Raw genomic sequence first — 22,998 nt, 5'->3', positions numbered from 1 at the left:
CAAGCGCCCATCCCGTTGTTGCATGACAGCCGAAGCTGGTTTACCGAAGCAGGCACGAATTGCAATGGCGGATCTGCCATCGTTTCTCCAAGGGGAGCTGTCGTTGACGAAGCGGTATTTGAGAAAAAACTTTAAAACCCTCGGCCGCGTGGCGGTCGTAGCTACCATCGCCGGTCTCACCCTTTCAGCCTGCCAGTCCGCCAATGTCGGTGAAGTCCTTCATCAGGGTTATGTGGTTGACCAGGAAACGCTCAACCTCGTCCCGGTCGGTTCCAGCCGCGAGCAGGTGCTCCTTTCGCTCGGCACGCCGTCGACGACCGCAACCTTCGACAACGAAGTGTTCTACTACATTTCGCAGACCCGCAAGCGTCCTGTCGCCTTCATGAAGCCTCAGCTGGTCGACCAGTCGATCCTGGCCGTTTACTTCGACAAGGAAGGCACCGTCAGCCAGCTCGCACACTATACGCTGAAGGATGGCAAGGTGTTCGACATGCTGTCGCGCACGACGCCGACCGGTGGCAAGGAAACGAGCTTCCTCGGCCAGCTGCTGAGCGGACCGGGCGCCGGTCAGGCTGCGGCAAAGAGCCTGTTCAAAGACTTCGGCAGCAGGTAGTTCACCCATTACAAAGAAAGGCCCGCGGAAGTCACTTCCGCGGGCCTTTTTCGTTTCGTCGGTGCGATCAGGCGAGGATCGCCAGCAGCAGCAACGCCACGATGTTGGTGATCTTGATCGCCGGGTTCACGGCCGGGCCAGCCGTATCCTTGTAGGGATCGCCTACCGTATCGCCGGTGACGGACGCCTTGTGGGCATCCGAGCCCTTGAGATGACGTTCGCCATTCTTGTCGACGAAGCCATCCTCGAAGCTCTTCTTGGCATTGTCCCACGCGCCGCCGCCCGACGTCATCGAGATCGCCACGAAGAGGCCGTTGACGATGACGCCGAGAAGCGATGCGCCGAGTGCTGCGAAGGCCGAGGCCTTGGAACCCGACAGCAGGAGCACGCCGAAGTAGACGACGACAGGCGCAAGCACCGGCAGCAGCGAGGGAACGACCATTTCGCGGATCGCCGCCTTCGTCAGCAGGTCGACGGCACGGCCATAGTCCGGCCGCTCAGTGCCTTGCATGATGCCGGGCTTTTCGCGGAACTGGCGACGAACTTCCTCGACGATGGACCCGGCCGCACGGCCGACCGCCGTCATCGCGATACCGCCAAAGAGGTATGGGATGAGGCCGCCGAAGATCAATCCGGCCACGACGTAGGGGTTGGAGAGATCGAAGGAGATCTGCCCGACATCGGCGAAGTACGGATACTTGTCGCCATTGGCGGCGAAGTAGCTGAGGTCGTTCGAATAGGCCGCGAAGAGCACCAGCGCGCCGAGACCGGCCGAACCGATCGCGTAACCCTTGGTGACGGCCTTGGTGGTGTTGCCGACGGCGTCGAGCGCGTCCGTCGACTTGCGCACTTCCGGCGGCAGGTGCGACATTTCCGCGATGCCGCCGGCGTTGTCGGTTACCGGTCCGAACGCATCGAGCGCCACGATCATGCCGGCAAGGCCGAGCATGGCGGTGACGGCAATGCCCGTGCCGAAGAGGCCGGCGAGCTGGTAGGTGGAGATGATGCCGCCGACGATGACGATCGCCGGCAGGGCCGTCGATTCCAGCGAAACCGCAAGCCCCTGGATCACGTTGGTGCCGTGACCGGTGACCGAAGCCTGGGCGATTGAGTTCACCGGCCGCTTGTTGGTGCCGGTATAGTACTCGGTGATCACCACGATCAGAGCCGTGACGACCAGGCCGAGGATGCCGCAAAGGAACAGGTTCCAGCCGGTAATGTCCTTGCCTGCGACGGTGCCGATCGTGCCCCATCCGATGGTGAACGACGTAGCGGCGCCGAGACCGAGGATCGACAGGACGCCGGTCACGATCAGGCCCCGGTAGAGGGCACCCATGATCGAGTTGTTGGTGCCGAGCTTCACGAAGAAGGTGCCAACGATCGAAGTAACGATGCAGGCTGCGCAGATCGCCAGCGGGTAGACCATCACAGTCGCCAGGATCGGCGTGCCACCGAAGAAGATCGCCGCCAATACCATGGTCGCGACGACGGATACGGCATAGGTTTCAAACAGGTCAGCGGCCATGCCGGCGCAATCGCCAACATTGTCGCCGACGTTGTCGGCGATCGTCGCCGGGTTGCGCGGATCATCCTCCGGAATACCGGCTTCCACCTTGCCGACGAGGTCGCCGCCGACGTCTGCGCCCTTGGTAAAGATCCCTCCGCCGAGACGAGCAAAGATCGAAATCAGCGAAGCGCCGAAACCGAGCGCGACCAGCGCATCGATGACTTCGCGCGACGCGGGCTCATGCCCGAGGCCGGCCGTGAGGACGACGTAGTAGACGGAAACGCCGAGAAGCGCTAGGCCCGCTACGAGAAGGCCGGTAATCGCCCCGGATTTGAATGCGATGTCGAGGCCGGAGGCAAGACTGACGGAAGCCGCCTGGGCGGTGCGGACGTTCGCCCGAACAGAAACATGCATGCCGATGAAGCCCGCAGCACCCGAAAGGATTGCACCAACCAGAAAGCCGAAAGCGGCAGCGGGAGAAAGAAGTACCCAAGCGGCGATGAAAACGACGACGCCGACGATGGCAATGGTCTTGTATTGACGCGTGAGATAGGCCTGCGCCCCTTCACGAATGTAGCCTGCGATTTCTTGCATGCGGGCGTTCCCCTGGTCGGCGGCCAGCACCGACTGTGTTGCCCAGATGGCATAAGCCACCGCGAGCAACCCGCATGCGATAACGCCCAATAAAATGGTCATTTCGCATTACCCTCCGTTACAACCCGCAGACTCACTCCCGGCCACGGGCCCCTCAAAACCGCGAATCACGCGCCACCTCCTCAAGCAGCGCCCCCCACGGCGCGGCCAGAGTGCGGTTGCAACGGGAGATCGTCAAGCCCCGGAAAACGCCAGTGATAAGGCGCTCCGACGACTTTGAATGTCAGGAGGAAAGGACTTAGGCGGCGGCGTTCCGCGGCGCACGCTTCAATAGCAGCAGAAGCACGAGGCAGACGATGGTGACCGGCCAGACGACCGCGTTCAGCATGTCCCACCCATAGACCGAAAGCACCTTGCCCGAGGCAAAGGACGACAGCGCCACGGTCGTGAACAGGATGATGTCATGGAAGGCCTGGACCTTGTCGGCTTCCTGCGGGCGATAGCTGCTCGCAACAATCGCCGTCGAGCCGATGAAGCCGAAGTTCCAGCCGAGGCCAAGCAGCACCAGGGCGCCCCAGAAGTTCCAGAGCTCGATGCCCATATGCGCAACCGTGGCACAGGCCATCAGCAACAGCAGGCCGCAGCCGACGATACGTTCGGCGCCGAACCGGCTGATCAGCCAGCCGGTGAAGAAGCTCGGAGCAAACATCGCAAGTACGTGCCACTGGATGCCGAGCGTTGCGAGCTCGGTCGAAAACCCGCAGCCCACCACCATCTCGACCGGTGCACCGGTCATCATGAACGTCATCAGCGCGTAGCTGGAGATGCCGCAGACCATGCCGGTGGCAAAGCGCTGGTTGCGCACGATAGCGCCGAGCGGACGCACGGCCTGATCGTGATGCCCTTTCGCCATGGCACTCGGTTCGGGCAACCGCAGGGGCGCGAAGAAGAAGGCCGCAAGCAGGCTGATCGGCAGCAGCACGACGAAAGCGCCGGCAAAGGATACCGGTGCAAACAGGTCACCGGCAAAGATCACGATCTGCGGGCCGAGCACAGCGGAAACAATACCGCCCCCCAGGATCAAAGAGATCGCCTTGGGCTTGTAGAAGGACGGGGAAGCATCGGCGGCGGCGAAGCGCAGCTTCTGCGTGAAGCCGTTCGAAGAGCCGAGCATCGCGAGAGCGAAGGCGAAGAGCCAGAAGCTTTCGCGGAAAAGTGCGACGGCGGCGAGCGCCGCACCTGCGGCGGCGATCCCCGTCCCGGTCATGAACGCAAAACGGCGGCCAATCAGGCGCGAGAGCATCGCTACCAGCACGACGCCGAGCGCCATGCCGACGTTAAAGGCCGTGAGCGGTGCGGTCGCCAGCGACTTGTCTTCCGCCAGCAATTGATAGCCGGCAACCCCGCCGATGGAGAAGCAGATCGGCCCGACGACGCCGAGGATGGCCTGTGCGGCAGTCAGATGGAAAACGTTGCGGCGCGCTTCGCGAAGGGTGGCCCCCATGTCATCCGCAGCAACCGCAACCATTATTCTACTTCCTGAACTCGCTACGGACCTGCTTGGCGATGCGGTCGAGAACGGCATTGACGAGCTTCGGCTCGTCATCCTCGAAGAAGGCCTTGGCGATCTCGACATATTCGGTGACGATGACCGGAACCGGCACGTCCTTGCGCTCCAGCATCTCGAAGGTGCCGGCGCGCAGGATGGCGCGGACTGTGGAATCGAGCCGCGACAGCGCCCAATCGTCCTGCAGCGCCGAACCAATCAACGGATCGAGCTTGCGCTGATCACGCACGACGCCGGCGACGATCGAGCGGAACCAGGAGGCGTCCGCCTTCAGATAGGTGTCGCCGTCGACGTCCTGGCCGAGGCGATGGGCTTCGTATTCGGCGACCACTTCGAGCACGCCAGTACCACCAATATCCATCTGATAGAGTGCCTGCACGGCGGCAAGGCGCGCTGCGCCGCGCTGGTTGACCTGCTTCAGCGGCTGATCCGAGGGTGTCTTCGTCACTTTTCCGTGCCCAGTTTCTTCTTCAATTCAATCATGGTGAGGGCCGCGCGTGCAGCAAACCCACCCTTGTCACCTTCCGACCGGCGGGCACGCGCCCAGGCCTGATCGTCATTCTCGACCGTCAGGATACCATTGCCAATGGCGAGGCTTTCGCTCACGGCGAGATCCATGATGGCCCGCGAAGATTCATTCGCGACGATATCGAAATGATAGGTCTCGCCGCGGATCACCATGCCGAGCGCGACGAAGCCATCATACTCCGTGCCGCCCTCTTCCGCACCATCAAGCGCCATGGCGATGGCCGGCGGGATTTCGAGCGCACCCGGAACCGTCACGATATCATAGGTGGCCCCGGCTGCGTCCAGTGCATGCTTGGCACCGTCGAGCAATGCATCGGCCATATCGTCATAGAAACGCGCTTCCACAATCAGAATGTGGGCTGCCGTGGTCTCTGCCATGGATCACCTGTCTTTGAGAGTTCGTCGCCGGATGCGACCGGCAGGCGGCGGTAAAACCATGCCCGGCGCCGAATGGCAAGCAAATTCCGCCGCAGACGGCCTTTTGCCGCGCTGGATGGCGCCAGAATAGCAAGTCCGAAGGGCTCTTTCCCGTACGTGGTTCGAACACAGAGGCATGCTTGCTTGCGGTTTGCAGCGCGGAGCCGCAAGCTCAGGTAACAGACATAAAACACACGAGGCATCCGCATGCTTGAAACCCGGTCGACGATCCGCCTCCCCCGTACGCCGCAGGCGGTCGTCTTCGATATGGATGGGCTGCTCTTCGATACGGAGACGCTTGCCCGCGACGCCATGATGCGAACTGCACCGGATTTCGGTTACGAAATGCCCGTCTCGCTCTATCTCGACATGATCGGCCTTCCGGGCGACGCGACGCGGTCCGTGCTGAGACAGCATTTCGGCGAAGCGTTCGACGCCGACAAATTCTGGGACCGTGCAGCGGCCCATTTCGAAATGCTGGTAGCCACCGAACTCCGTTTGAAACCGGGAGTGACCGAACTCGTCGGCCTGCTGGAAGAAATGGGACTGCGCTTTGCGATCGCCACTTCGTCGCGGCACGACGACGTCCAGCGCAATCTCGCGATACGCGCCTTGACCGACAGCTTTCCGACCGTCGTCGCCTATGGCGACTATGTCTGCGGAAAGCCGCATCCGGATCCATTCGTGACGGCAGCAAAACGGCTCGCCGTCGCGCCGGAATTCTGCCTCGCTTTGGAGGACAGCCATAACGGCGTGCGCTCGGCGACATCTGCCGGCATGATGACAGTGATGGTTCCCGACCTGTTGCCGCCAACGGAAGACGTCAGGGCCATCTGCGTCGGCATCGCCAACAGCCTCCACGACGTCAGCGAAGCGCTCAAGGCGACACAGCGACAAGCAAACGACGCGCCGCGCTCACCGTCATAGGATTGCAAAATCGAGATACAATCAACGTGACGTTTATCAGATTTCAACGCTTGTCGGTTGACGATCCGCTGATCACAGGACACGGATAGGGACGGACCGTCGATGCTTCTCGAGGCGCTGGCGGCACCAGGGAGGAAGACATGACGGAAACACGAAAACCGATCGTCAACCCGAAGACGCTCGACCTCGACCACTGGACGAAGGGCGAACTGTTCGAATCGCGCGACGTCTCTTTTGGAGCGCTGCTGGGCCTCAAGGATCTCGGCATCGGCTACGGCGAAGTGCCGCCCGGCAAATCCGGCTGTCCGTTTCATAATCACCACGTCGAGGAAGAGCTCTTCATCATCCTCGAGGGCGAAGGCACGTACCGTTTCGGCAGCGAGCGTTATTCGGTAGGCCCGGGTGATATCCTGGGCGCACCCACGGGTGGGCCGGAAACGGCACATCACCTGATCAACACCGGCACGGTGCCGCTCAAATACCTGTCGATCTCGACCCTCGCGGCAACCGAGATCTGCGAATATCCCGATTCCGGCAAGTTTCTCGCCAAGACGCGCACGCCCGGCGGCGAACGACATTTCCGTTTCATCGGCCGCGCGGAAAGCACCGTCGACTATTGGGACGGCGAGCCCGGCGTCTGAGTTCACCACAGCATAGGATCGAACATGTATAGCGTGCCTATCATCGAGACTGATCGCCTCATCCTGCGCCCCTATCGCCGTGACGACTTCCCCTCTTACGCTGCGCTGTTCGGCGATGCCGAGGTTATCCGTTACGTCGGCGGGGTGCCGTTTACGCGCGAACAATCCTGGACCCGTTTCCTGCGCCAGGTCGGCATGTGGCACTATTTCGGCTTCGGCTTCTTTGCCATCCAGGACCGGGAGACAGGCACCTTTCTTGGCGAAGCCGGGTTCCACGACGTACACCGGGCCATTACGCCGTCGCTCGAAGGGACGATGGAAACCGGATGGGCGCTGTCGCCAAAGGCTCATGGCCGAGGCCTGGCAACCGAGGCCGTCAGTGCTGCGCTCAAATGGGCCGATCAGCAGTTTCCGACACTGCGGAAGACCTGCATCATCGACATCGGCAACCACGCCTCCATCCGTGTCGCGGAAAAGCACGGCTTCCAGGAGTTCTGGCGAACGACCTATCACGGCAATCACGTGATCATGTTCGAACGCCATCAGAAAGCATCGGCCTCGACCACGAGGAACATGCGTGCGCACGCCGAAACATGAACAATTTTTAATTGTTTTGCGGCCCCAGGTGCCACGGAAACGGCCAGATTCCAGCCCAGTTTCCTAGGCGTTGGCACGACGCGCCCCCGCCCCAAGCCGAGGAAACGCCGCCCCAATCAGTCGAAACAGTCCGGCACGTCCTGCTGCGGGTTACGCAACCCGCAAGCGACGTCTGCTGGCCGCTGCGGCACGAAATGGCGATCGGCCTCCGAGACCCCTGAGGGTCCCGCGTTCGGGTAGGAGGCCGACGGTCACGCTGTCGCAAGCAACCTAGGAGCATGACCATGAACCGCATAGCCAAGCTTTCCGTCATCGCTGCTCTCTCCGCCCTTTCCTTCGGGGGCGTCTCCTTCGCGGCAGGCACCGCGATGAACTGGCCGGCGCTTCAAGGGAAACCACTTCAACATCGTTGACGTCGACACGCTCAAGGAATCGAGCGAGACACGGACCTGGCTCAAGGAAGCCACGCCGAAGCAAGTCTCGGCCTTGCACGCCGCGGTCCACGCCAACAAGCCGCTGGCCGCCAAGCTGAAGGGCCAGAACGTCGAGATGAACAACATCGCCGGTGCGGAACAGGCGGCCGATGGCAGCCTGACCTTCTATCTGCGCTGAGCCTCAAATCACCCTCCCAAAACGCCACCGCCCCCAGTCGGGGGCGGTTTGCTTTCGAGATGGCCCCGGCAAGACCTTCAGACGTTTCTCACGCCGGCTTGGGTGCCGGAAACTCGGCCAACCGCGCTGCATAACGGGCCATGGTGTCGACTTCGAAGTTCACAAAATCGCCCGCCTTGCGCTCTCCCCAGGTCGTGACCTCAAGCGAATGGCGGATGAGCAGCACGTCGAATTCTGCGCCGTCGACCTTGTTGACCGTCAGCGACGTGCCATCGAGCGCGACGGAGCCCTTCGGAGCAACGAACTTTGCCAGATGCTCGGGGGCCCGCAACCGGAAGCGCACCGCGTCGCCTTCCGGCTCGACCGAGAGGATTTCCGCCTTGTCGTCGACGTGACCGGAGACCAGGTGGCCGCCAAGTTCATCGCCGATCTTCAGCGACCGCTCGAGGTTGATCCGCGTGCCCTTCGCCCACCCCGCGATCGTCGTCAACCGCAGTGCCTCTTCCCAGGCTTCGACCTCGAACCAGCGCTCGTTGCTGCCGGCGTCAGGAAGGGCAGTCACCGTCAGGCACACGCCGGAATGGGCGATCGAAGCCCCCATGTCGATGGTCTTCGGATCATAGCTCGTGGCAACGCGCAGCTTGATGCCTTCCTTGAGCGGGGTGACGGCATCGACGGTGCCGATATCGGTAACAATACCTGTGAACATTAGCTCTCTCTTTCGTATTCCTCGAACAGATCGTCGCCATACCGTGCCTCGGCGATGCGTCGGTAGCCTGTCGGCACGGACCTACGGTCAAATGGGGATGCGATGCCGTTTTCGCCAATCGTCCCAGGCCCGGTGTAGAGCTGGATACGATCGACGAGGCCCGCATCGAGAAACGCACGCGCCGCGACAGCTCCGCCTTCGACCATCAGCGAGGAGAGGCCACGGGAAGCAAGGGCCGCCAGCAGGTCGGCAATCGAACCGGCCTCGAGCACCTCGACGCCGGCAGCCTCCAGGGCTGCCTTGCGTGCGGTGCGGCCATCGTCGGTGTCCGCATCGCCGGATTCATCACTCGATACCACGATCACCGGGACATCCCGCGCCGTTCGCGCCAGCTTCGAAAAAAGCGGCAGGTCGAGGCGACGATCAAGTACTATGCGTAGCGGCGAATGATGTTCGAGCCCCGGCAACCGCACGGTCAATTCGGGATCGTCGGCCGTCGCCGTGCCGATGCCGACCAGGATCGCATCGGTCTCGGCTCTCAACGTCTGCACCTGACCGCGCGAGATGGGGCCGGTAATCCGCACCTGCCCCTCCCCCTTCCGGCCGATCATGCCATCAGCGGAAACGGCAAGCTTGAGAGTCACATAGGGCCGCCGGCTGACCTGACGCATGAGATAAGCTTCAAGTGCGTGCTGTCCGTCTTCCGCAAGGACACCGATATCGACGGTGATGCCGGCGTCACGCAGCCGCACGACACCACGCCCGGCGACGCGCTCGTCCGGGTCGAGGATCGCGATCACCACGCGGGAAACGCCGGATGCGACAAGCGCGTCGGCGCAAGGCGGCGTCTTACCGTGATGCGAGCAGGGCTCCAGTGTCACGTAGGCGGTCGCGCCCCTCGCCTCCTCGCCCGCTTCGGCAAGCGCCTGAGTTTCGGCATGCGGACGGCCGCTTCGCGCCGTCACAGCGCGGCCGACGATGACGCCGTCCTTGACGATGACACAGGCGACGGAAGGATTGGTGGATGTCTGTCCGAGATGATGGCGGGCCAGCCTCAGCGCCGCGGCCATGAACCTCTCGTCTTCACGGTTGGGCGCTGTCATGGCTCTATCCAGCGTGAGCTACTCGCCGGGATCGCGCGCGATCTTGGCGCTGATCTCGGTGATGACCTTCTCGAAATCCTCGGCATGCGAGAAATCGCGATAAACCGAAGCGTAGCGCACGAAGGCAACGTCATCGAGGCTCTTCAGCGCTTCGAGCACCTGCAGGCCGATTTCCTCCGAGGGGATCTCGGTCTCGCCGGAGCTTTCGAGGCGACGCACGATGCCGGAAACAGCCCGCTCGATTCGGTCCCGGTCGACCGGACGCTTCCGCAGTGCGATCTCGAAGGACCGCAAAAGTTTGTCCCGGTCGAAAGGAACCTTCCGACCGGTCTTCTTGATGATCATCAACTCACGCAACTGCACCCGTTCGAAGGTCGTGAAACGACCTCCGCAATCCGGACAAATCCGGCGGCGGCGAATGGCATTCCCGTCCTCTGCCGGACGGGAATCCTTCACCTGACTGTCTTCAGAACCGCAATAGGGGCAGCGCATGGGCGAACGATCACATGTAGCCGTACATCGGGAAACGGTCGGTCAGCTTGACGACCTTTTCACGAACACCCGCCTCGACGGCGGCATTGCCCTCGTCGGAGTTGGCGACCTTCAGGCCGTCGAGGACCTCGACGATCAGCTCGCCGATTTCCTTGAACTCGGCTTCCTTAAAGCCGCGGGTCGTGCCGGCAGGCGTGCCGAGACGGACGCCCGAGGTGACAAAGGGCTTCTCAGGATCGAACGGAATGCCGTTCTTGTTGCAGGTGATGAAGGCGCGGCCGAGAGCGGCTTCTGCGCGCTTGCCCGTCGCGTTCTTCTTGCGCAGGTCGACCAGCATCAGGTGGTTGTCGGTGCCACCGGATACGATATCGAGGCCGTTGGCCTTCAGCGTTTCGGAAAGCGTGCGGGCGTTCTTGACGATCTGGGCCGCATAGTCCTTGAACGACGGCTGCAGCGCTTCGCCGAACGCAACCGCCTTGGCAGCGATGACGTGCATCAGCGGACCGCCCTGCAGGCCCGGGAAGACGGCCGAGTTGATCTTCTTGGCGATATCTTCGTCGTTGGTCAGAACCATGCCGCCGCGCGGACCACGGAGCGACTTATGCGTCGTGGTCGTGGCAACGTGGCAGTGCGGGAACGGCGACGGATGCTGGCCACCGGCAACGAGGCCGGCGATGTGGGCCATGTCGACCATCAGCCAGGCGCCGACTTCGTCTGCGATTTCGCGGAAGCGCTTCCAGTCCCAGATGCGGGAATAGGCGGTGCCGCCGGCGATGATGAGCTTCGGCTTGTGCTTGCGTGCCTGCTCGGCAACGTTGTCCATGTCGAGCAGGTGATCGTCTTCACGCACGCCGTAGGAAACGACGTTGAACCACTTGCCGGACATGTTGACCGGCGATCCGTGCGTCAGGTGACCGCCCGAATTGAGGTCGAGGCCCATGAAGGTGTCGCCGGGCTGCAAGAGCGCCAGGAACACGGCCTGGTTCATCTGCGAACCGGAGTTCGGCTGAACGTTGGCGAAGTTGACGCCGAACAGCTTCTTGGCACGTTCGATCGCCAGTTCCTCGGCGATGTCGACGAACTGGCAGCCGCCGTAGTAGCGCTTGCCCGGATAGCCCTCGGCGTATTTGTTGGTCATGATCGAGCCCTGGGCTTCGAGCACGGCGCGGGAAACGATGTTCTCGGAGGCGATCAGCTCGATCTCGTGGCGCTGACGACCCAGCTCCTTCTCGATCGCACCAAAGATGTCCGGATCGCTGTCGGCCAGAGAGCGGGTGAAGAAGGCGTCATTGGTCTGTTCAGGCATCGGCGCGAGGCTCCTCTCAAGGGTGGCAGTTCTTTAACTTCCTCGCACGGAGAGAGCAATATCCGCTGTGCGGTTTGCGTCATTTCCCCTATCTGCCGCGCCGAAATATCGCGGGGTCCGGCGCACGAAAAAGCCGCGCTCCCCGGGAGAGCGCGGCTTTTCAATCTCGTGTCGCAAATCTGCTTATTGCGGCAGTGCGTCCTGGTCGACCGAACCGGCGGACTGCTCAACGCCATAGGGGGTCTGAAGGGCCAGTTCGGTAGCGCCGTCGCGCTGGTAGATGTCGTCGCGGAACTGCACCACGCCGTCCTTGGCGGACCAGGCCGTGATGTAGGTGAAGAAAACAGGGACTTCCTCGGCGAGCGTGATCGGCGTGTTGACGCCGGTCTTGATGGTCGCCTCGATCTGCTGGCGCGACCAGCCGGGCGTTTCCTTGAGCAGCCAGGTCGAAAGGTCGCGCACGTTCTGCACGCGCACGCAACCGGACGATTCGAAGCGCATGAGCTTGTTGAACAGGCCCTGCTGCGGCGTGTCGTGCATGTAGACCTGATGCTCGTTGTGGAAGTTGATCTTCGTCGACGACATCGCGTTGATCTTGCCCGGGTCCTGGCGGAACATCAGGTTCGGCGCCTTTTCGGCGTTCCAGTCGACCGTCTCCGGCGACACTTCGCCGCCGCTGCCGTCGAACAGGCGGATCGAGTTGCGTGCGAGGTAGGTCGGATCCTTGCGCATCAGCGGCATGATATCCTTCTGGATGATCGAGCGCGGCGCGGTCCAATAGGGGTTGAGAATGACCTCGTAGATCTTCGAGTTGAGAATCGGCGACTGACGATCGATCTTGCCGACGATCGCCGTATGGCGCAGCGCCACGCGGCCGTTCTCCACCGCTTCGATATAGGCAGCCGGAATGTTGACCATCACGTAACGGCGGCCGAGATCGCCGGACATCGACTGCAGGCGCACCAGGTTGGTCTGGAGCTGGCCGAGGCGGGTGTTGGCGTCGACGTTGATTGCCTTCAGCGTGTATTCGCCGATGACGCCATCCGGCGGCAGGCCGTGGCGCGCCTGGAAGCGCTTGACGGCGCCTTCGACGTAGCTGTCGAAGGACGAGGAAACGCCGGCCGAACGCGGCAGATCGCCGGAAACCATCAGGCGCTGACGGAGCTGCTGTACCGAGGGATCGGTAACGCCGAGCTCGAGCTTGACGCTGGTCTGGACCGTCGGCCAGCCACCTTGAGAAACGATGTTCTGGTAGTCGAAGATCGCCTGCTGCACGTGGGCGATCGTCTCCGGACCGAAGACAGGCGTATTCGAAACGACCGTCGTCGCGGTGCGCGATGCCCCTTTTGCGTCAAACTGGTCGTCCCAGGAGCCGCGGCGAGGCGAATTGATGATCTCGTTCAGGGCGTCCTGTGCGCTTGCCGCGCCGGCGACTGCCACAGCGCCGAAGGTTGCTGCCGAGCGCAGAAAAGCGCGGCGCGAGAATGCATCAATTCCATTCTTTTTCGACATATTCCTACCATCCCAATGCGTTGGCACGCGCCCTATGCGCTGAAACGCAAGTTGCCGGAGCCCTAACACGATCGTGGTTAACAAAGGTCAACCAACGAGCCACCCTGCCCTCACATGATTTCACGATACCGCGAGTGAGGACCCTCATCCGGCAGGCGACACGCGAAACGATTCCACACGCCAGAAAACACGTGGCTGCACCTACCGCATGTCGTCGTCGCTGTCACAGCAATATGGCCAATTCGTGTCTCGGCGAGGCTGAACCGCGACATGGCACGCCTTTTGCTTTTCACCATTGCGGGCGATTGGCAGGCCAACCTGCGGACGGCAACATTTTGATTTTCTAATATTTTCCGCTTGGAAGGCAGCCCGAACCCCAGAATGCGGCGCTGCAGCGGTGCGGCTTTTCAGCAACAGGATGGGAAGGTCGCAAATGGCAAAGGTCGGACACGCAGGGATTGCGCCCGACCCTTGAACTGGAGGTTTTGACCCGGATTACAGGCGATACATGATCGAGTCGTTCCAGAAGCGATCGAGACGCTGCAGGAGCTTGTTCATCTGGGTAAACTCGTCCGAACCGATGCCGCCGACCTTCTGGATCGAGCCGATGTGGCGCTCGTAAAGCTTGGCAACGGTTTCAGCGATGTCCTGGCCATCTTCCGTCAAGCTGATGCGGACCGAGCGACGGTCGACGCGCGAGCGCTGGTGGTTGATCAGGCCGAGATCGACAAGCTTCTTGACGTTGTAGGAAACGTTCGAGCCGAGGTAATAGCCGCGGGAGCGAAGTTCGCCGGCGGTCAGTTCCGAGTTGCCGATATTGAAGAGCAACAGGGCCTGGACGGCGTTGACGTCGCTGCGACCTTCCCGATCGAACTCGTCCTTGATGACGTCGAGCAGACGGCGATGCAGGCGCTCGACGAGGTGGAGGGATTCCATATAGAGACCGCGGATGGTTTCTTCCTGGGGGTCTCGGGGCGCAGCAACCTGCGGCTTCATCTTGGTGTTCATTTGACTGCCTCACTGTTTTGTTTGGCGGTGTCTGTTTGTCTTCCCGCCTTGAGTGAGACCCTATCGAATACGTCTAAAATTCTACTTAAACCGCAGCCTTAACAAGAGCTTGCCATTTGAAGAGCCTGTCTCAGGGTGAATCAACTCTTACCTGCTTGGCCTGCCGCCAGCGCTGATAGAGCAGCGCCGCCCGGAAAAGAACGAAAGTCACGGCAACTGCCACATGCAGCACGACCAGCAATGGACGCGCGCCGAAACTGGCCGGATAGAACTCGTACATCGCGATTTCGATCGCCGCTGCGACCACCCAGACCACAGGCCCCCAGGAGACGAGCAACCAGAGGCCAAGGGCCGCAACGGGATAGACGACGGCAAGCGCAGTCGCCGCCGCACGCCATTCGGGCGTCAAGAGATCGAACCGCCCGGCACCGCCATGGGAAAAGCCGATCAGCATGGCCCAGTAGTTGAGTGCGAACCAGATGCATGAGGCGGAAACGAGACGCAGGAAGAGACCGAAGAGGATCTCGGTCAGCGAGGGTTTCAGCACATGGGCAGAATCATGAAGCATGGCCGGCAAGATAGGGCGGGTCTTTCTCATCCGCCAGCGGGATCGCAGCTTCCCCTCCCCTACCGCATCATTGAGAGAAGAAATGCCGCAGCCCGTTTCCCGGTCGCGCGGTTCCCAATTGCCGCCGGCCCATGATAAAGCGCTTGGCCAACGACGATTTTGACGGGAAAGGCGCGGGCGCAATGAACGACAGGACAAATCTTGTGGACAGGATTACCGGCCACCGCCGCATGCGCCGCAACCGCAAGGCCGACTGGACGCGGCGACTGGTGCAGGAAAACCGCCTAACCGTCGACGATCTCATCTGGCCGATCTTCATCGTGCCGGGCAGCAATATCGTGCAGCCGATCGATGCCATGCCCGGCGTCAACCGCATGAGCGTCGACAAGGCCGTGGAAGCGGTCAAGGAAGCGGCCGACCTCGGCATTCCGGCGATCGCCACCTTCCCGAACGTCGACATGTCGCTGCGCGACGAGACCGGCTCCAACAGCCTTGCCGCCGACAACCTGATCAATCAGGCGACCCGCGCCTTCAAGAAGGCAGTACCCGAGATCGGCATCATCACCGACGTGGCGCTCGACCCCTTTACCAGCCACGGCCATGACGGCATCCTGCGCGACGGCGAGATCGTCAACGATGAAACCGTCGAGATGATCTCCAGGGCAGCGGTCGCGCAGGCGGATGCCGGCTCCGACATCATCGCCCCGTCCGACATGATGGATGGCCGCATCGGCGCGATCCGCCAGGCACTCGACGCAGCCGGACACCAGAATGTCGGCATCATGGCCTATGCGACCAAGTTCGCCTCCGGCTTCTACGGTCCCTATCGCGAGGCGATCGGCACCGGCGGGCTGCTCAAGGGCGACAAGAAGACCTATTACATCGACCCGGCCAACGGCACCGAGGCGATCCGCGACGCGGCCCTCGACGTCGAGGAAGGCGCCGACATGCTGATGGTGAAGCCCGGCCTTCCCTATCTCGACATCTGCTGGCGCATGAAGGAGGCATTCGGCCTGCCGGTCTTCGCCTATCAGGTTTCCGGCGAATATTCGCAGGTCAAGGCGGCCGCCGCAAACGGCTGGATCGACGGCGACAAGGTGATGCTGGAAACGCTGCTCGCCTTCAAGCGCGCAGGCTGCGACGGCATCCTCAGCTATTTCGCCGTCGAAGTGGCTCGCATCCTCGCCAAGGACCGGTAGACCAGCAATCCGATCAAGTCTTCTCTCCTTGTTTTGGCCGGGATGTGATCCCATATCCTCAATGGAACCAAGCGAGGCCGAAACGGATGACGATGCACAACGAAGAACTGAGGCTGCCGAGCAATGATTGGCGCGCCTATCAGGGCGTGCTGTCCCGGCGCATATTTGCCTTCCTGCTCGATTACGCCATCATCGGGTTGCTGTGGATTCCCGCGGCAGTCGTCGTCTTTTTCCTGGGCATCCTCACGCTCGGCCTTGGCTTCATGCTCTATCCGGCGCTCTTTGCGATCGTCGCGATGCTCTATTTCGGCCTGACGGTCGGCGGTCGCGAGCAGGCTTCGCCCGGCATGCGGATGATGGGTCTTGCGATCGCGCGCACCGACGGACGTCCGATGGATTTCCTGACCGCAATCGTGCATCTCGTCATCTTCTGGATCGCCAACGCCCTGCTGACGCCGCTGATCCTCCTGATCGGTCTTTTTACCGATCGCAGCCGCTTGCTGCACGACCTGCTGATCGGCACCGTCACCGTCCGCCGCGACATGTACTGACCGGAAGCGCAGACTATTGTCGACAACGCTAAAATAACTGGCCAGCGGAGGCGGAAGCTGCAAACGAGTGAGTTGACGTTTTCCATTCTTCCGCCATGCTATTGTCATGAACAACCGCGCGAAGAGTGACCTCCGCACTCGATGAACACACAGACCGCACCGTCTCCGCAATTCTACCTGACTGCGCCGGCAGCCTGCCCTTATCTGCCGAACGAGATGGAGCGAAAAGTCTTCACCCACATGGTCGGCGAGCGCGCACCGGAACTCAACGACCTCCTGACGCAGGGCGGTTTCCGCCGCTCGCAGAACATCGCCTATCGTCCGGCGTGCGAGACTTGCCGCGCCTGCATCTCGGTGCGGATCCTTGCCAACGAGTTCGCACCCAGCCGCTCGATGCGCCGGGTGCTTGCGACCAATCACGACGTGATTTCGGCCGAGTATCCGGCCGAACCTTCCAGCGAACAGTACAATCTCTTCCGCCGCTATCTCGACCGTCGCCACCAGAAGGGCGGCATGTCGGACATGTCAGTCCTCGACTATGCAATGATGGTCGAAGACACGCACGTGCACACGAAGATCATCGAGTACCGCCTGCGGGTCGAAGGCGACGGGATTAGCCAGAAGGCGCGTGGACCGCTCATCGCCGCAGCGCTGACCGATCGCATGGGCGACGGGCTTTCCATGGTCTATTCGTTCTTCGATCCCGCCCACGAAGACCGATCGCTCGGCACTTTCATGATTCTCGACCATATTCGCCGTGCCAAAGAGCGCGGCCTTCCCCACGTCTATCTTGGCTATTGGGTCAAGGGATCGCGGAAGATGGGCTATAAAACAAAGTTTTTGCCGCAAGAACACCTTATGGCCCGTGGCTGGGAACGCTATGAAGGCGGGGATACCACCCTGGAAGCCGCTCCTACTAAAACGGGTTAGAAATTGAGTTCATCTTCTGATGCCGCGATGCACCGGCGCGGCCTTGCCATCACCGGCATCGGTGGCCTTGCACTTTCCTTCGACATCCCGCTCATCCGTTCCGCCGGCGGCGACGTCTGGTCACTGCTTGCCGTGCGCAGCCTGTCGACCTTCGTCATCGCGCTTGGCACCTGGTTCGTGATCAACCGCCTCTTCGGCCGGAAGATCTCCCTTCTGCCGGGCAAGACAGGCCTCGTGGTCGGGCTGTTCTACGGCATCAACTCTTGCACCTTCCTGCTTGCCGTCTTCAACACATCGACGGCCAACGTGGTCTTCATCCTCGCCTTCACCTCGATGTTTGCCGCCATTTTGTCCTGGATCTTCCTGAAGGAACGACCATCGAACGCCACGCTCGTGACCATGCTGGTCATGGTGTTCGGTGTCGGATTGATCGTCCAGGACGGGTTGGAAAGCGGCCATCTTTTCGGTGACGCGATGGCGGCATCCTCCGCCTTCCTGCTTGCAAGCGCGATCACGATCAGCCGCGCAAGCAAACGCGACATGGCGCTGGTGCCACTGGTCACAGCAATCTTCCCCGGAGCGCTTGCGCTCTTGATGCTGCCCTCTTCGGGCTTCACGATTGCGGAACCCGGCTACATCTTCTTCAACGGGCTCGTGATGATCCCGCTCGCGTTCTTCTGCCTGGCGACGGGACCGCGTTACCTTTCGGCACCGGAAGTGGGTATGTTCTATCTGCTGGAAACGATCCTCGCGCCGATCTGGGTCTGGCTGGTCTTTGCCGAAACCCCGACGACGCAGACCTTGATGGGCGGCGCCATCCTGATCTTCGCGCTCATCGGCCATTCGCTCTGGCAGATGCGCAGCCGAGCGCTCAGGGCCGCAGTGGCCTGCGCCGAGTAGCGCAACCGGTCAATTGTCGCGGCGAGGACCGGTTGGCCGGGGGCGGCGCGATTTCTGATCCGTTTCGTTGAGACGATCGCGCACCGGCGTTCTCTCGGGCACAGGCTCCGACGCGGCGGTTGCCAGCCGAGTTTCCGGCATTTGCACGCGCATCGCCCAAAGCTCGCGATTGGTGTTGATCCAGGTGGCTGCCTCGCTCAAAGGCGCCGGATTTCCGCTGAGCGATTCGCCCTCACGGCGCCGCAGGCGCGTGATGAGCCCAGCGGCTTCCAGTAGCGCGATATGCTTCTCCAGCTCTTCCCCTCGGACCGCCACGGCGGTGCCAATGTCGGCGAGACGGGCTTCGCCGGCAAAGAGGATCTCGAAGATCCGCCGGCGTATCGGGCTGGCGAGCGCCAGTAGAATATCGTCGAGGTTGCTGGCGTTCGGCATCGTCTCCATCCTGTTGGATGGGCAGTGATCCACGATACGGCGACACCTTACAAGCGCCGTATTTCGCTCGGTTTCAACTGTGTTTCCAATACCTTAATGCAAAAATTCGGCGCCCCGGAATGGGACACCAACCATGCAGCCAATCGGCCGCATGGCTGGGATTTCAAGATCAGCCGCTGAACTTTCCGCTGCGCGGGAAGCCCTTCGGAACGACGCGACCGGCCGATGCACGGTCCGCCTGCCACTCGATCAACTCATCTTTCGTCTTGGTGAAGACGCGGCCAGCGCTGTCTTCCCAGATGAGCCCCTCAGCGATCGTGAAGCAGCGAATGTCGGAGATGCCGCCATCCTTGTAGCGCTGCAACCGGACACCCTTGCCGCGCGCCATTTCAGGGATCTGGACGAGCGGGAAGACGAGCATCTTGCGGTTCTCGCCGACGACGGCAACATGGTCGCCCTTGACCGGCACGACCAGCTTCGTTTCGTCCGGCATCGAGACGTTCATCACCTGCTTGCCCTTGCGGGTATTGGCGACGATGTCGCTTTCCGTCACGACGAAACCGTTACCTGCAGCCGACGAGACGATCAGCTTGCGCGCCGGATCGTGAACAAAGGCAGTCAGGACGTCCTGATCGTTCTCCATGTCGACGATGATGCGCAGTGGTTCGCCATGCCCGCGACCGCCGGGCAGCTTGTCGCCACCAAGCGTGTAGACCTTGCCGCCGGTCGTAAAGACCAGGATCTTGTCCGTCGTTTGCGCCGGGAATGCCACCTTGAGTGCATCGCCCTCCTTGAACTGGAGCGAGGACGTGTCGGAGATATGGCCCTTCAGCGCACGGATCCAGCCCTTTTCCGAGATGACGACGGTGATCGGTTCCTTCTCGATCATCGCCTGCTGGATCGCCTCCACGTCGGCTTCCGGCGCATCGGCAAACGTGCTGCGGCGCTTACCGATGTCGGTCGCCTTGGCAAACTTCTTTTTGACCTCGCCGATCTCCCAGGCGACCGTCTGCCACTGCTTCTCCTCGGAGGCGAGCAGCGCTTCGATTTCGGCCTTTTCCTTCGACAGGGCGTCGAACTCTGTGCGGATCTCGAACTCTTCGAGCCGGCGCAACGAGCGCAGGCGCATGTTGAGGATCGACTCGGCCTGAAGGTCCGTGAGCGAGAACCGCTCCATCATGACAGGCTTGGGCTCGTCCTCTTCGCGGATGATGCGAATGACTTCGTCGATGTTCAGATAGGCGACGAGGTAACCGCCGAGGATCTCGAGCCGGCGGTCGATCGCCGCCAGGCGATGGCGGGACCGGCGCTGCAACACCTCGCGGCGATGCGCCAGCCATTCCGACAGCACCTCGTTGAGCGCCATGACCCGCGGCACCCGCCCCATGGACAAGACGTTCATGTTGAGCGAGATGCGGCTTTCGAGCTCGGTCAGCTTGAACAGCGACTCCATCAGGATGCCGGCATCGACCGAGCGGCTCTTCGGCACCAGGACGATGCGGACATCTTCCGCGGATTCGTCGCGAATGTCTTCGAGCAGTGGCAGCTTGCGGGCGACCAGAAGCTCGGCAATCTTTTCGATCAGGCGCGACTTCTGAACCTGGTAGGGGATCTCGGTGACGACGATCTGGTAGCCGCCACGACCAATGTCCTCCTGAACCCAACGGGCACGGACGCGGAAACCGCCACGGCCCGTGCGATAGGATTCGGCCATGCTTTCGCGGCTCTCGACGATCACACCGCCGGTCGGGAAATCAGGTCCTTCGATGCCGCCCTTCTGCGGATTGGCCGGATCGTAAAGCAGATCCTCGACGCTCGCTTCCGGATGGCGGATGAGATGCAGCGCCGCGTCGCACAATTCATGTGCGTTGTGCGGCGGTATCGAAGTGGCCATGCCGACGGCGATACCGGTGGCGCCGTTTGCAAGCAGGTTCGGGAAGGCCCCCGGAAGCACAGTCGGCTCCTGGTCTTCCTCGTTGTAGGTGGGGCGGAAGTCCACCGCGTCCTGATCGATACCCTCGAGAAGCAGCGAACAGACGTCCGTCATCTTCGCTTCGGTGTATCGCATCGCCGCGGCGTTATCGCCGTCGATGTTGCCGAAGTTGCCCTGGCCGTCGACCAGCGGATAGCGGATCGCAAACTCCTGGGACAGGCGCACCAGCGCGTCATAGATCGAGGCGTCGCCGTGCGGGTGGAACTTACCCATCACGTCGCCGACGATGCGGGCGCATTTCTTGAACGATGAATTGGGCCTGAGACCCATCTCGCTCATCGCATGCACGATGCGGCGATGCACGGGCTTCAACCCGTCGCGAACGTCCGGAAGTGCGCGGTGCATGATGGTCGACAACGCATAGGCGAGATAACGCTCTTCCAGCGCCGCCTTGAGGTCAACCGGCTGAATATTGTCGTCCCCGCCTGACGGGGGATTAAGGCTTTGTCCCATAGGTCCTTGCTAGCGCAACAAACCCGGAACAGCAAGGTTTTCAGGGGATGCCATTGTGGAGAACCCCCGCCCAGTCAACAGTTGGCGCCTGAAGCGATCCGCTTGCTCCGGCGCAATGTTCGTGCAACGGTCGGGCCGCTATGCGTCTGAGGCGAGCGCTTGGTAACATCCCGGAAAGCATGCCCGGTCAGGAACATGTGCGGTTTGGCCAAGCGAATATAATTTCGCCCTGTTTCGTAATAGCTTCGGCTGCAGTTGATTTGGACGATCTGTGAGGGGGATTGCAAGACACGAACTGGCCGCCGAAAACTGCCGGATGTTGCCGTTCGCTCCCAGTTGACGCCCTCTGCCGGGACAAACCAGATTAGCCACGCCTCATCTTCGAAACAGCTACACAATCAAAGATTTTACGAAGGAACTCGACAATGATGCACACGCGCAAGATCCGCCTGATGATGGCGAGTGCCGCGCTCCTCACTCTCGCCAGCCCGGCCTTTGCACTCGATGGCGCGGACCTGATGAAGAAGCTCGATGCGGCAACGAACGCGAACGGCACCTCCCTCACCTATGACAAGGCCGAGGTCGACGGCGACAAGGTGACGGTGACCGGCGTGCAGCTGAAGTTCGCCAGCCAGCCGGGCGAACCGACGAACCTGAAGATCGGTGACCTGACCTTCGAAGGTGTCGAGGAAACCGAGGGCGGTGGCTACTACGCCGAAACCGTATCCTTCCCGGACGTGAACCTCAGCCAGGAAGAAGGCAGCCTCTCGGTCAAGGACATCCTGCTCTCTGGCCTCACGATTCCCGCCAACGCCAAGGGCGAGACGATCAACGACATCCTTCTCTATGAAAGCGCGAGCACGGGCCCGATCACGCTCAACGCCAAGGGTAAGGAAGTATTCTCGCTCGAAAGCACCGAAGCCAACCTGGCACGCCAGGAAAATGACGCCGGCTTCGACTTCGACGCGACCGCTTCCGGCATCAAGGCGGACCTTTCCTCTGTTGAAGATGCCAAGACAAAGGACGCGATCGAAAAGCTCGGCCTCACCACGATTGACGGCGCTCTGACGATGAAGGGCAGCTGGGAAGTCGACAGCGGCAATGTCGCCCTGGAAGAATACGCCTTCGACTTCAAGAACGTCGGCCGGCTGAACTTCGCCTTCGATATCTCCGGCTACACGCTGGGCTTCGTCAAATCGATGCAGGAAGCGATGAAGGCGGCCGAGGCCAACCCGAACAAGGAAGAGGCAAACCAGGCCATGGGCCTCGCCATGATGGGTCTGGTGCAGCAATTGACCTTCAACAGCGCCGAAATCCGCTTCGACGACGCCTCCATCACCAAGAAGGCGCTGGACTATGCCGGCTCGCAGCAGGGCGTTACGGGCGATCAGATGGCGCAGTCGCTGAAGGGTCTGGTGCCAATCATGATGGCTCAGCTCAACGTGCCGGAACTGCAGAACCAGGTATCCGCCGCCATCAACGCCTATCTCGATGGCCCGAAGAGCCTGACGATCAGCGCTGCACCGGAAAAGCCGGTTCCGTTCCCGATGATCATGGGCGCCGCCATGGGCGCACCGAACACCATTCCGTCGGTGCTCGGCGTCAAGGTGACCGCAAACGACTGATGTTTCGGCTTGCTCCCGGCGTCGACCGACTGCCGGGAGCAGGCGACCTTGGAACGAGTTTTGCGCGCCCACACGGGCGCGCAAGCTTTGACGGCTCCGCGACTCAGGGAGGCCGTAGGACCTCCGGTCCAACTTCATTCAAGCATATCGTTATTGCGCATCCACCCGCCCTCGACAGAACAAGGGCCGTTACTACTTGCGCTCACGCGGCCGG

Annotated in this window: 24 protein-coding genes and 1 pseudogene; 12 read left to right on the top strand and 13 right to left on the bottom strand. The window is 61.6% G+C overall.

Annotation, left to right across the window (positions count from 1 at the left end; translation table 11 throughout):
- Window positions 1-103: 103 nt before the first annotated feature.
- Entirely contained in the window at window positions 104-613 is a 510-nt protein-coding gene (locus LAC81_RS04805; RefSeq protein WP_223726932.1) for an outer membrane protein assembly factor BamE, read from the top strand.
- A 67-nt stretch (window positions 614-680) separates the two neighbouring features.
- On the opposite strand, the gene LAC81_RS04800 is transcribed toward LAC81_RS04805, so the two are convergent.
- The 4 genes from LAC81_RS04800 to ribH all read right to left on the bottom strand — a co-directional run bounded on the left by LAC81_RS04800 (window position 681) and on the right by ribH (window position 5,187).
- A complete protein-coding gene (locus LAC81_RS04800; protein WP_223726931.1) occupies window positions 681-2,816 on the bottom strand; it encodes a sodium-translocating pyrophosphatase in 2,136 nt (711 codons plus the stop codon).
- Between the two features lie 196 nt (window positions 2,817-3,012).
- The gene (locus LAC81_RS04795; protein ID WP_223726930.1) at window positions 3,013-4,242 is read right to left on the bottom strand and encodes an MFS transporter; all 1,230 of its coding nucleotides are present in this window, start codon (window positions 4,240-4,242) and stop codon (window positions 3,013-3,015) included.
- A 4-nt stretch (window positions 4,243-4,246) separates the two neighbouring features.
- Window positions 4,247-4,729, bottom strand: coding sequence for a transcription antitermination factor NusB (nusB, locus tag LAC81_RS04790; protein WP_113398386.1), 483 nt, complete (start codon window positions 4,727-4,729; stop codon window positions 4,247-4,249).
- Complete coding sequence (gene ribH, locus LAC81_RS04785) at window positions 4,726-5,187, bottom strand: 6,7-dimethyl-8-ribityllumazine synthase (protein WP_223726929.1); 462 nt, start codon at window positions 5,185-5,187, stop codon at window positions 4,726-4,728. Before ribH ends, nusB begins: the two co-directional genes overlap by 4 nt.
- 246 nt (window positions 5,188-5,433) lie before the next feature.
- Between ribH and LAC81_RS04780 the strand changes: the two genes are divergently transcribed.
- The 5 genes from LAC81_RS04780 to LAC81_RS38290 all read left to right on the top strand — a co-directional run bounded on the left by LAC81_RS04780 (window position 5,434) and on the right by LAC81_RS38290 (window position 8,003).
- Window positions 5,434-6,153, top strand: coding sequence for an HAD family hydrolase (locus tag LAC81_RS04780; protein WP_223726928.1), 720 nt, complete (start codon window positions 5,434-5,436; stop codon window positions 6,151-6,153).
- Window positions 6,154-6,293: 140 nt separating this feature from the next.
- Window positions 6,294-6,794 carry a cupin domain-containing protein gene (locus LAC81_RS04775; RefSeq protein WP_113536907.1) on the top strand — a complete coding sequence of 167 codons (501 nt, stop codon included), beginning with the start codon at window positions 6,294-6,296 and terminating at the stop codon, window positions 6,792-6,794.
- A 24-nt stretch (window positions 6,795-6,818) separates the two neighbouring features.
- Window positions 6,819-7,391: a GNAT family N-acetyltransferase gene (locus tag LAC81_RS04770; RefSeq protein ID WP_223726927.1), complete on the top strand. Its 573-nt coding sequence runs from the start codon at window positions 6,819-6,821 to the stop codon at window positions 7,389-7,391.
- A 284-nt stretch (window positions 7,392-7,675) separates the two neighbouring features.
- Window positions 7,676-7,804 carry a hypothetical protein gene (locus LAC81_RS38295; RefSeq protein WP_268906766.1) on the top strand — a complete coding sequence of 43 codons (129 nt, stop codon included), beginning with the start codon at window positions 7,676-7,678 and terminating at the stop codon, window positions 7,802-7,804.
- A 73-nt stretch (window positions 7,805-7,877) separates the two neighbouring features.
- Window positions 7,878-8,003 (top strand): hypothetical protein, encoded by a 126-nt coding sequence (locus LAC81_RS38290; RefSeq protein ID WP_268906765.1) that lies wholly within the window; start codon window positions 7,878-7,880, stop codon window positions 8,001-8,003.
- An 88-nt stretch (window positions 8,004-8,091) separates the two neighbouring features.
- Here LAC81_RS38290 and LAC81_RS04765 read toward each other — a convergent pair whose 3' ends face one another.
- From LAC81_RS04765 to LAC81_RS04735, 7 genes are all read right to left on the bottom strand, one after another.
- Window positions 8,092-8,712: a riboflavin synthase gene (locus LAC81_RS04765; protein WP_223726926.1), complete on the bottom strand. Its 621-nt coding sequence runs from the start codon at window positions 8,710-8,712 to the stop codon at window positions 8,092-8,094.
- Window positions 8,712-9,815: a bifunctional diaminohydroxyphosphoribosylaminopyrimidine deaminase/5-amino-6-(5-phosphoribosylamino)uracil reductase RibD gene (gene ribD / locus LAC81_RS04760; RefSeq protein WP_223726925.1), complete on the bottom strand. Its 1,104-nt coding sequence runs from the start codon at window positions 9,813-9,815 to the stop codon at window positions 8,712-8,714. Before ribD ends, LAC81_RS04765 begins: the two co-directional genes overlap by 1 nt.
- 18 nt (window positions 9,816-9,833) lie before the next feature.
- Window positions 9,834-10,307 (bottom strand): transcriptional regulator NrdR, encoded by a 474-nt coding sequence (gene nrdR / locus LAC81_RS04755; protein WP_034803756.1) that lies wholly within the window; start codon window positions 10,305-10,307, stop codon window positions 9,834-9,836.
- Window positions 10,308-10,317: 10 nt separating this feature from the next.
- Window positions 10,318-11,613 (bottom strand): serine hydroxymethyltransferase, encoded by a 1,296-nt coding sequence (gene glyA / locus LAC81_RS04750; RefSeq protein ID WP_223726924.1) that lies wholly within the window; start codon window positions 11,611-11,613, stop codon window positions 10,318-10,320.
- Between the two features lie 183 nt (window positions 11,614-11,796).
- On the bottom strand, window positions 11,797-13,125 hold the full coding sequence (locus LAC81_RS04745) for a L,D-transpeptidase family protein (RefSeq protein WP_113536901.1): 1,329 nt from the start codon (window positions 13,123-13,125) through the stop codon (window positions 11,797-11,799).
- A gap of 495 nt (window positions 13,126-13,620) precedes the next feature.
- On the bottom strand, window positions 13,621-14,133 hold the full coding sequence (gene ldtR, locus LAC81_RS04740) for a transcriptional regulator LdtR (RefSeq protein WP_113536900.1): 513 nt from the start codon (window positions 14,131-14,133) through the stop codon (window positions 13,621-13,623).
- 130 nt (window positions 14,134-14,263) lie between these two features.
- The gene (locus LAC81_RS04735) at window positions 14,264-14,701 is read right to left on the bottom strand and encodes a DUF6163 family protein (protein WP_113536899.1); all 438 of its coding nucleotides are present in this window, start codon (window positions 14,699-14,701) and stop codon (window positions 14,264-14,266) included.
- 182 nt (window positions 14,702-14,883) lie between these two features.
- On the opposite strand from LAC81_RS04735, the gene hemB reads away from it, so the two are divergent.
- The 4 genes from hemB (at window position 14,884) to LAC81_RS04715 (ending at window position 18,281) form a co-directional block, all read left to right on the top strand.
- Entirely contained in the window at window positions 14,884-15,900 is a 1,017-nt protein-coding gene (gene hemB, locus LAC81_RS04730; RefSeq protein WP_223726923.1) for a porphobilinogen synthase, read from the top strand.
- Between the two features lie 86 nt (window positions 15,901-15,986).
- Complete coding sequence (locus LAC81_RS04725; RefSeq protein WP_113536897.1) at window positions 15,987-16,451, top strand: RDD family protein; 465 nt, start codon at window positions 15,987-15,989, stop codon at window positions 16,449-16,451.
- Window positions 16,452-16,592: 141 nt separating this feature from the next.
- Window positions 16,593-17,381 carry an arginyltransferase gene (locus LAC81_RS04720; protein ID WP_113536896.1) on the top strand — a complete coding sequence of 263 codons (789 nt, stop codon included), beginning with the start codon at window positions 16,593-16,595 and terminating at the stop codon, window positions 17,379-17,381.
- A gap of 3 nt (window positions 17,382-17,384) precedes the next feature.
- Window positions 17,385-18,281, top strand: coding sequence for a DMT family transporter (locus tag LAC81_RS04715; protein WP_223726922.1), 897 nt, complete (start codon window positions 17,385-17,387; stop codon window positions 18,279-18,281).
- A gap of 129 nt (window positions 18,282-18,410) precedes the next feature.
- Here the strand turns inward: LAC81_RS04715 and LAC81_RS04710 are convergent.
- Window positions 18,411-18,713 (bottom strand): annotated as a pseudogene (locus LAC81_RS04710) (transcriptional regulator); the annotation flags it as partial.
- A 24-nt stretch (window positions 18,714-18,737) separates the two neighbouring features.
- On the opposite strand from LAC81_RS04710, the gene LAC81_RS04705 reads away from it, so the two are divergent.
- Entirely contained in the window at window positions 18,738-18,893 is a 156-nt protein-coding gene (locus LAC81_RS04705; protein WP_223726921.1) for a hypothetical protein, read from the top strand.
- Here LAC81_RS04705 and parC read toward each other — a convergent pair.
- Entirely contained in the window at window positions 18,883-21,159 is a 2,277-nt protein-coding gene (parC, locus tag LAC81_RS04700) for a DNA topoisomerase IV subunit A (RefSeq protein ID WP_223726920.1), read from the bottom strand. The genes LAC81_RS04705 and parC overlap by 11 nt on opposite strands.
- 425 nt (window positions 21,160-21,584) lie before the next feature.
- On the opposite strand from parC, the gene LAC81_RS04695 reads away from it, so the two are divergent.
- Window positions 21,585-22,784: a hypothetical protein gene (locus LAC81_RS04695; RefSeq protein WP_223726919.1), complete on the top strand. Its 1,200-nt coding sequence runs from the start codon at window positions 21,585-21,587 to the stop codon at window positions 22,782-22,784.
- Window positions 22,785-22,998 lie beyond the last annotated feature (214 nt).

It is taken from the genome of Ensifer adhaerens (assembly GCF_020035535.1).
Taxonomy (GTDB): domain Bacteria; phylum Pseudomonadota; class Alphaproteobacteria; order Rhizobiales; family Rhizobiaceae; genus Ensifer.
Note: the sequence above shows the minus strand (reverse complement) of the source record. Positions and strands in the feature narration are given on the sequence as shown.

What these genes read in the sequence shown, in the direction of transcription:
- hemB (WP_223726923.1), top strand. Translation starts at nt 14,884, where the DNA reads ATGAACGACAGGACAAATCTTGTGGACAGGATTACCGGCCACCGCCGC.
- LAC81_RS04735 (WP_113536899.1), bottom strand. Translation starts at nt 14,701, where the DNA reads ATGCTTCATGATTCTGCCCATGTGCTGAAACCCTCGCTGACCGAGATC.
- LAC81_RS04780 (WP_223726928.1), top strand. Translation starts at nt 5,434, where the DNA reads ATGCTTGAAACCCGGTCGACGATCCGCCTCCCCCGTACGCCGCAGGCG.
- LAC81_RS04775 (WP_113536907.1), top strand. Translation starts at nt 6,294, where the DNA reads ATGACGGAAACACGAAAACCGATCGTCAACCCGAAGACGCTCGACCTC.
- LAC81_RS04800 (WP_223726931.1), bottom strand. Translation starts at nt 2,816, where the DNA reads ATGACCATTTTATTGGGCGTTATCGCATGCGGGTTGCTCGCGGTGGCT.
- ribD (WP_223726925.1), bottom strand. Translation starts at nt 9,815, where the DNA reads ATGACAGCGCCCAACCGTGAAGACGAGAGGTTCATGGCCGCGGCGCTG.
- ribH (WP_223726929.1), bottom strand. Translation starts at nt 5,187, where the DNA reads ATGGCAGAGACCACGGCAGCCCACATTCTGATTGTGGAAGCGCGTTTC.
- ldtR (WP_113536900.1), bottom strand. Translation starts at nt 14,133, where the DNA reads ATGAACACCAAGATGAAGCCGCAGGTTGCTGCGCCCCGAGACCCCCAG.
- LAC81_RS04765 (WP_223726926.1), bottom strand. Translation starts at nt 8,712, where the DNA reads ATGTTCACAGGTATTGTTACCGATATCGGCACCGTCGATGCCGTCACC.
- LAC81_RS04720 (WP_113536896.1), top strand. Translation starts at nt 16,593, where the DNA reads ATGAACACACAGACCGCACCGTCTCCGCAATTCTACCTGACTGCGCCG.
- LAC81_RS38295 (WP_268906766.1), top strand. Translation starts at nt 7,676, where the DNA reads ATGAACCGCATAGCCAAGCTTTCCGTCATCGCTGCTCTCTCCGCCCTT.
- LAC81_RS04745 (WP_113536901.1), bottom strand. Translation starts at nt 13,125, where the DNA reads ATGTCGAAAAAGAATGGAATTGATGCATTCTCGCGCCGCGCTTTTCTG.
- LAC81_RS04695 (WP_223726919.1), top strand. Translation starts at nt 21,585, where the DNA reads ATGATGCACACGCGCAAGATCCGCCTGATGATGGCGAGTGCCGCGCTC.
- LAC81_RS04725 (WP_113536897.1), top strand. Translation starts at nt 15,987, where the DNA reads ATGACGATGCACAACGAAGAACTGAGGCTGCCGAGCAATGATTGGCGC.
- parC (WP_223726920.1), bottom strand. Translation starts at nt 21,159, where the DNA reads ATGGGACAAAGCCTTAATCCCCCGTCAGGCGGGGACGACAATATTCAG.
- LAC81_RS04795 (WP_223726930.1), bottom strand. Translation starts at nt 4,242, where the DNA reads ATGGTTGCGGTTGCTGCGGATGACATGGGGGCCACCCTTCGCGAAGCG.
- LAC81_RS04770 (WP_223726927.1), top strand. Translation starts at nt 6,819, where the DNA reads ATGTATAGCGTGCCTATCATCGAGACTGATCGCCTCATCCTGCGCCCC.
- glyA (WP_223726924.1), bottom strand. Translation starts at nt 11,613, where the DNA reads ATGCCTGAACAGACCAATGACGCCTTCTTCACCCGCTCTCTGGCCGAC.
- nrdR (WP_034803756.1), bottom strand. Translation starts at nt 10,307, where the DNA reads ATGCGCTGCCCCTATTGCGGTTCTGAAGACAGTCAGGTGAAGGATTCC.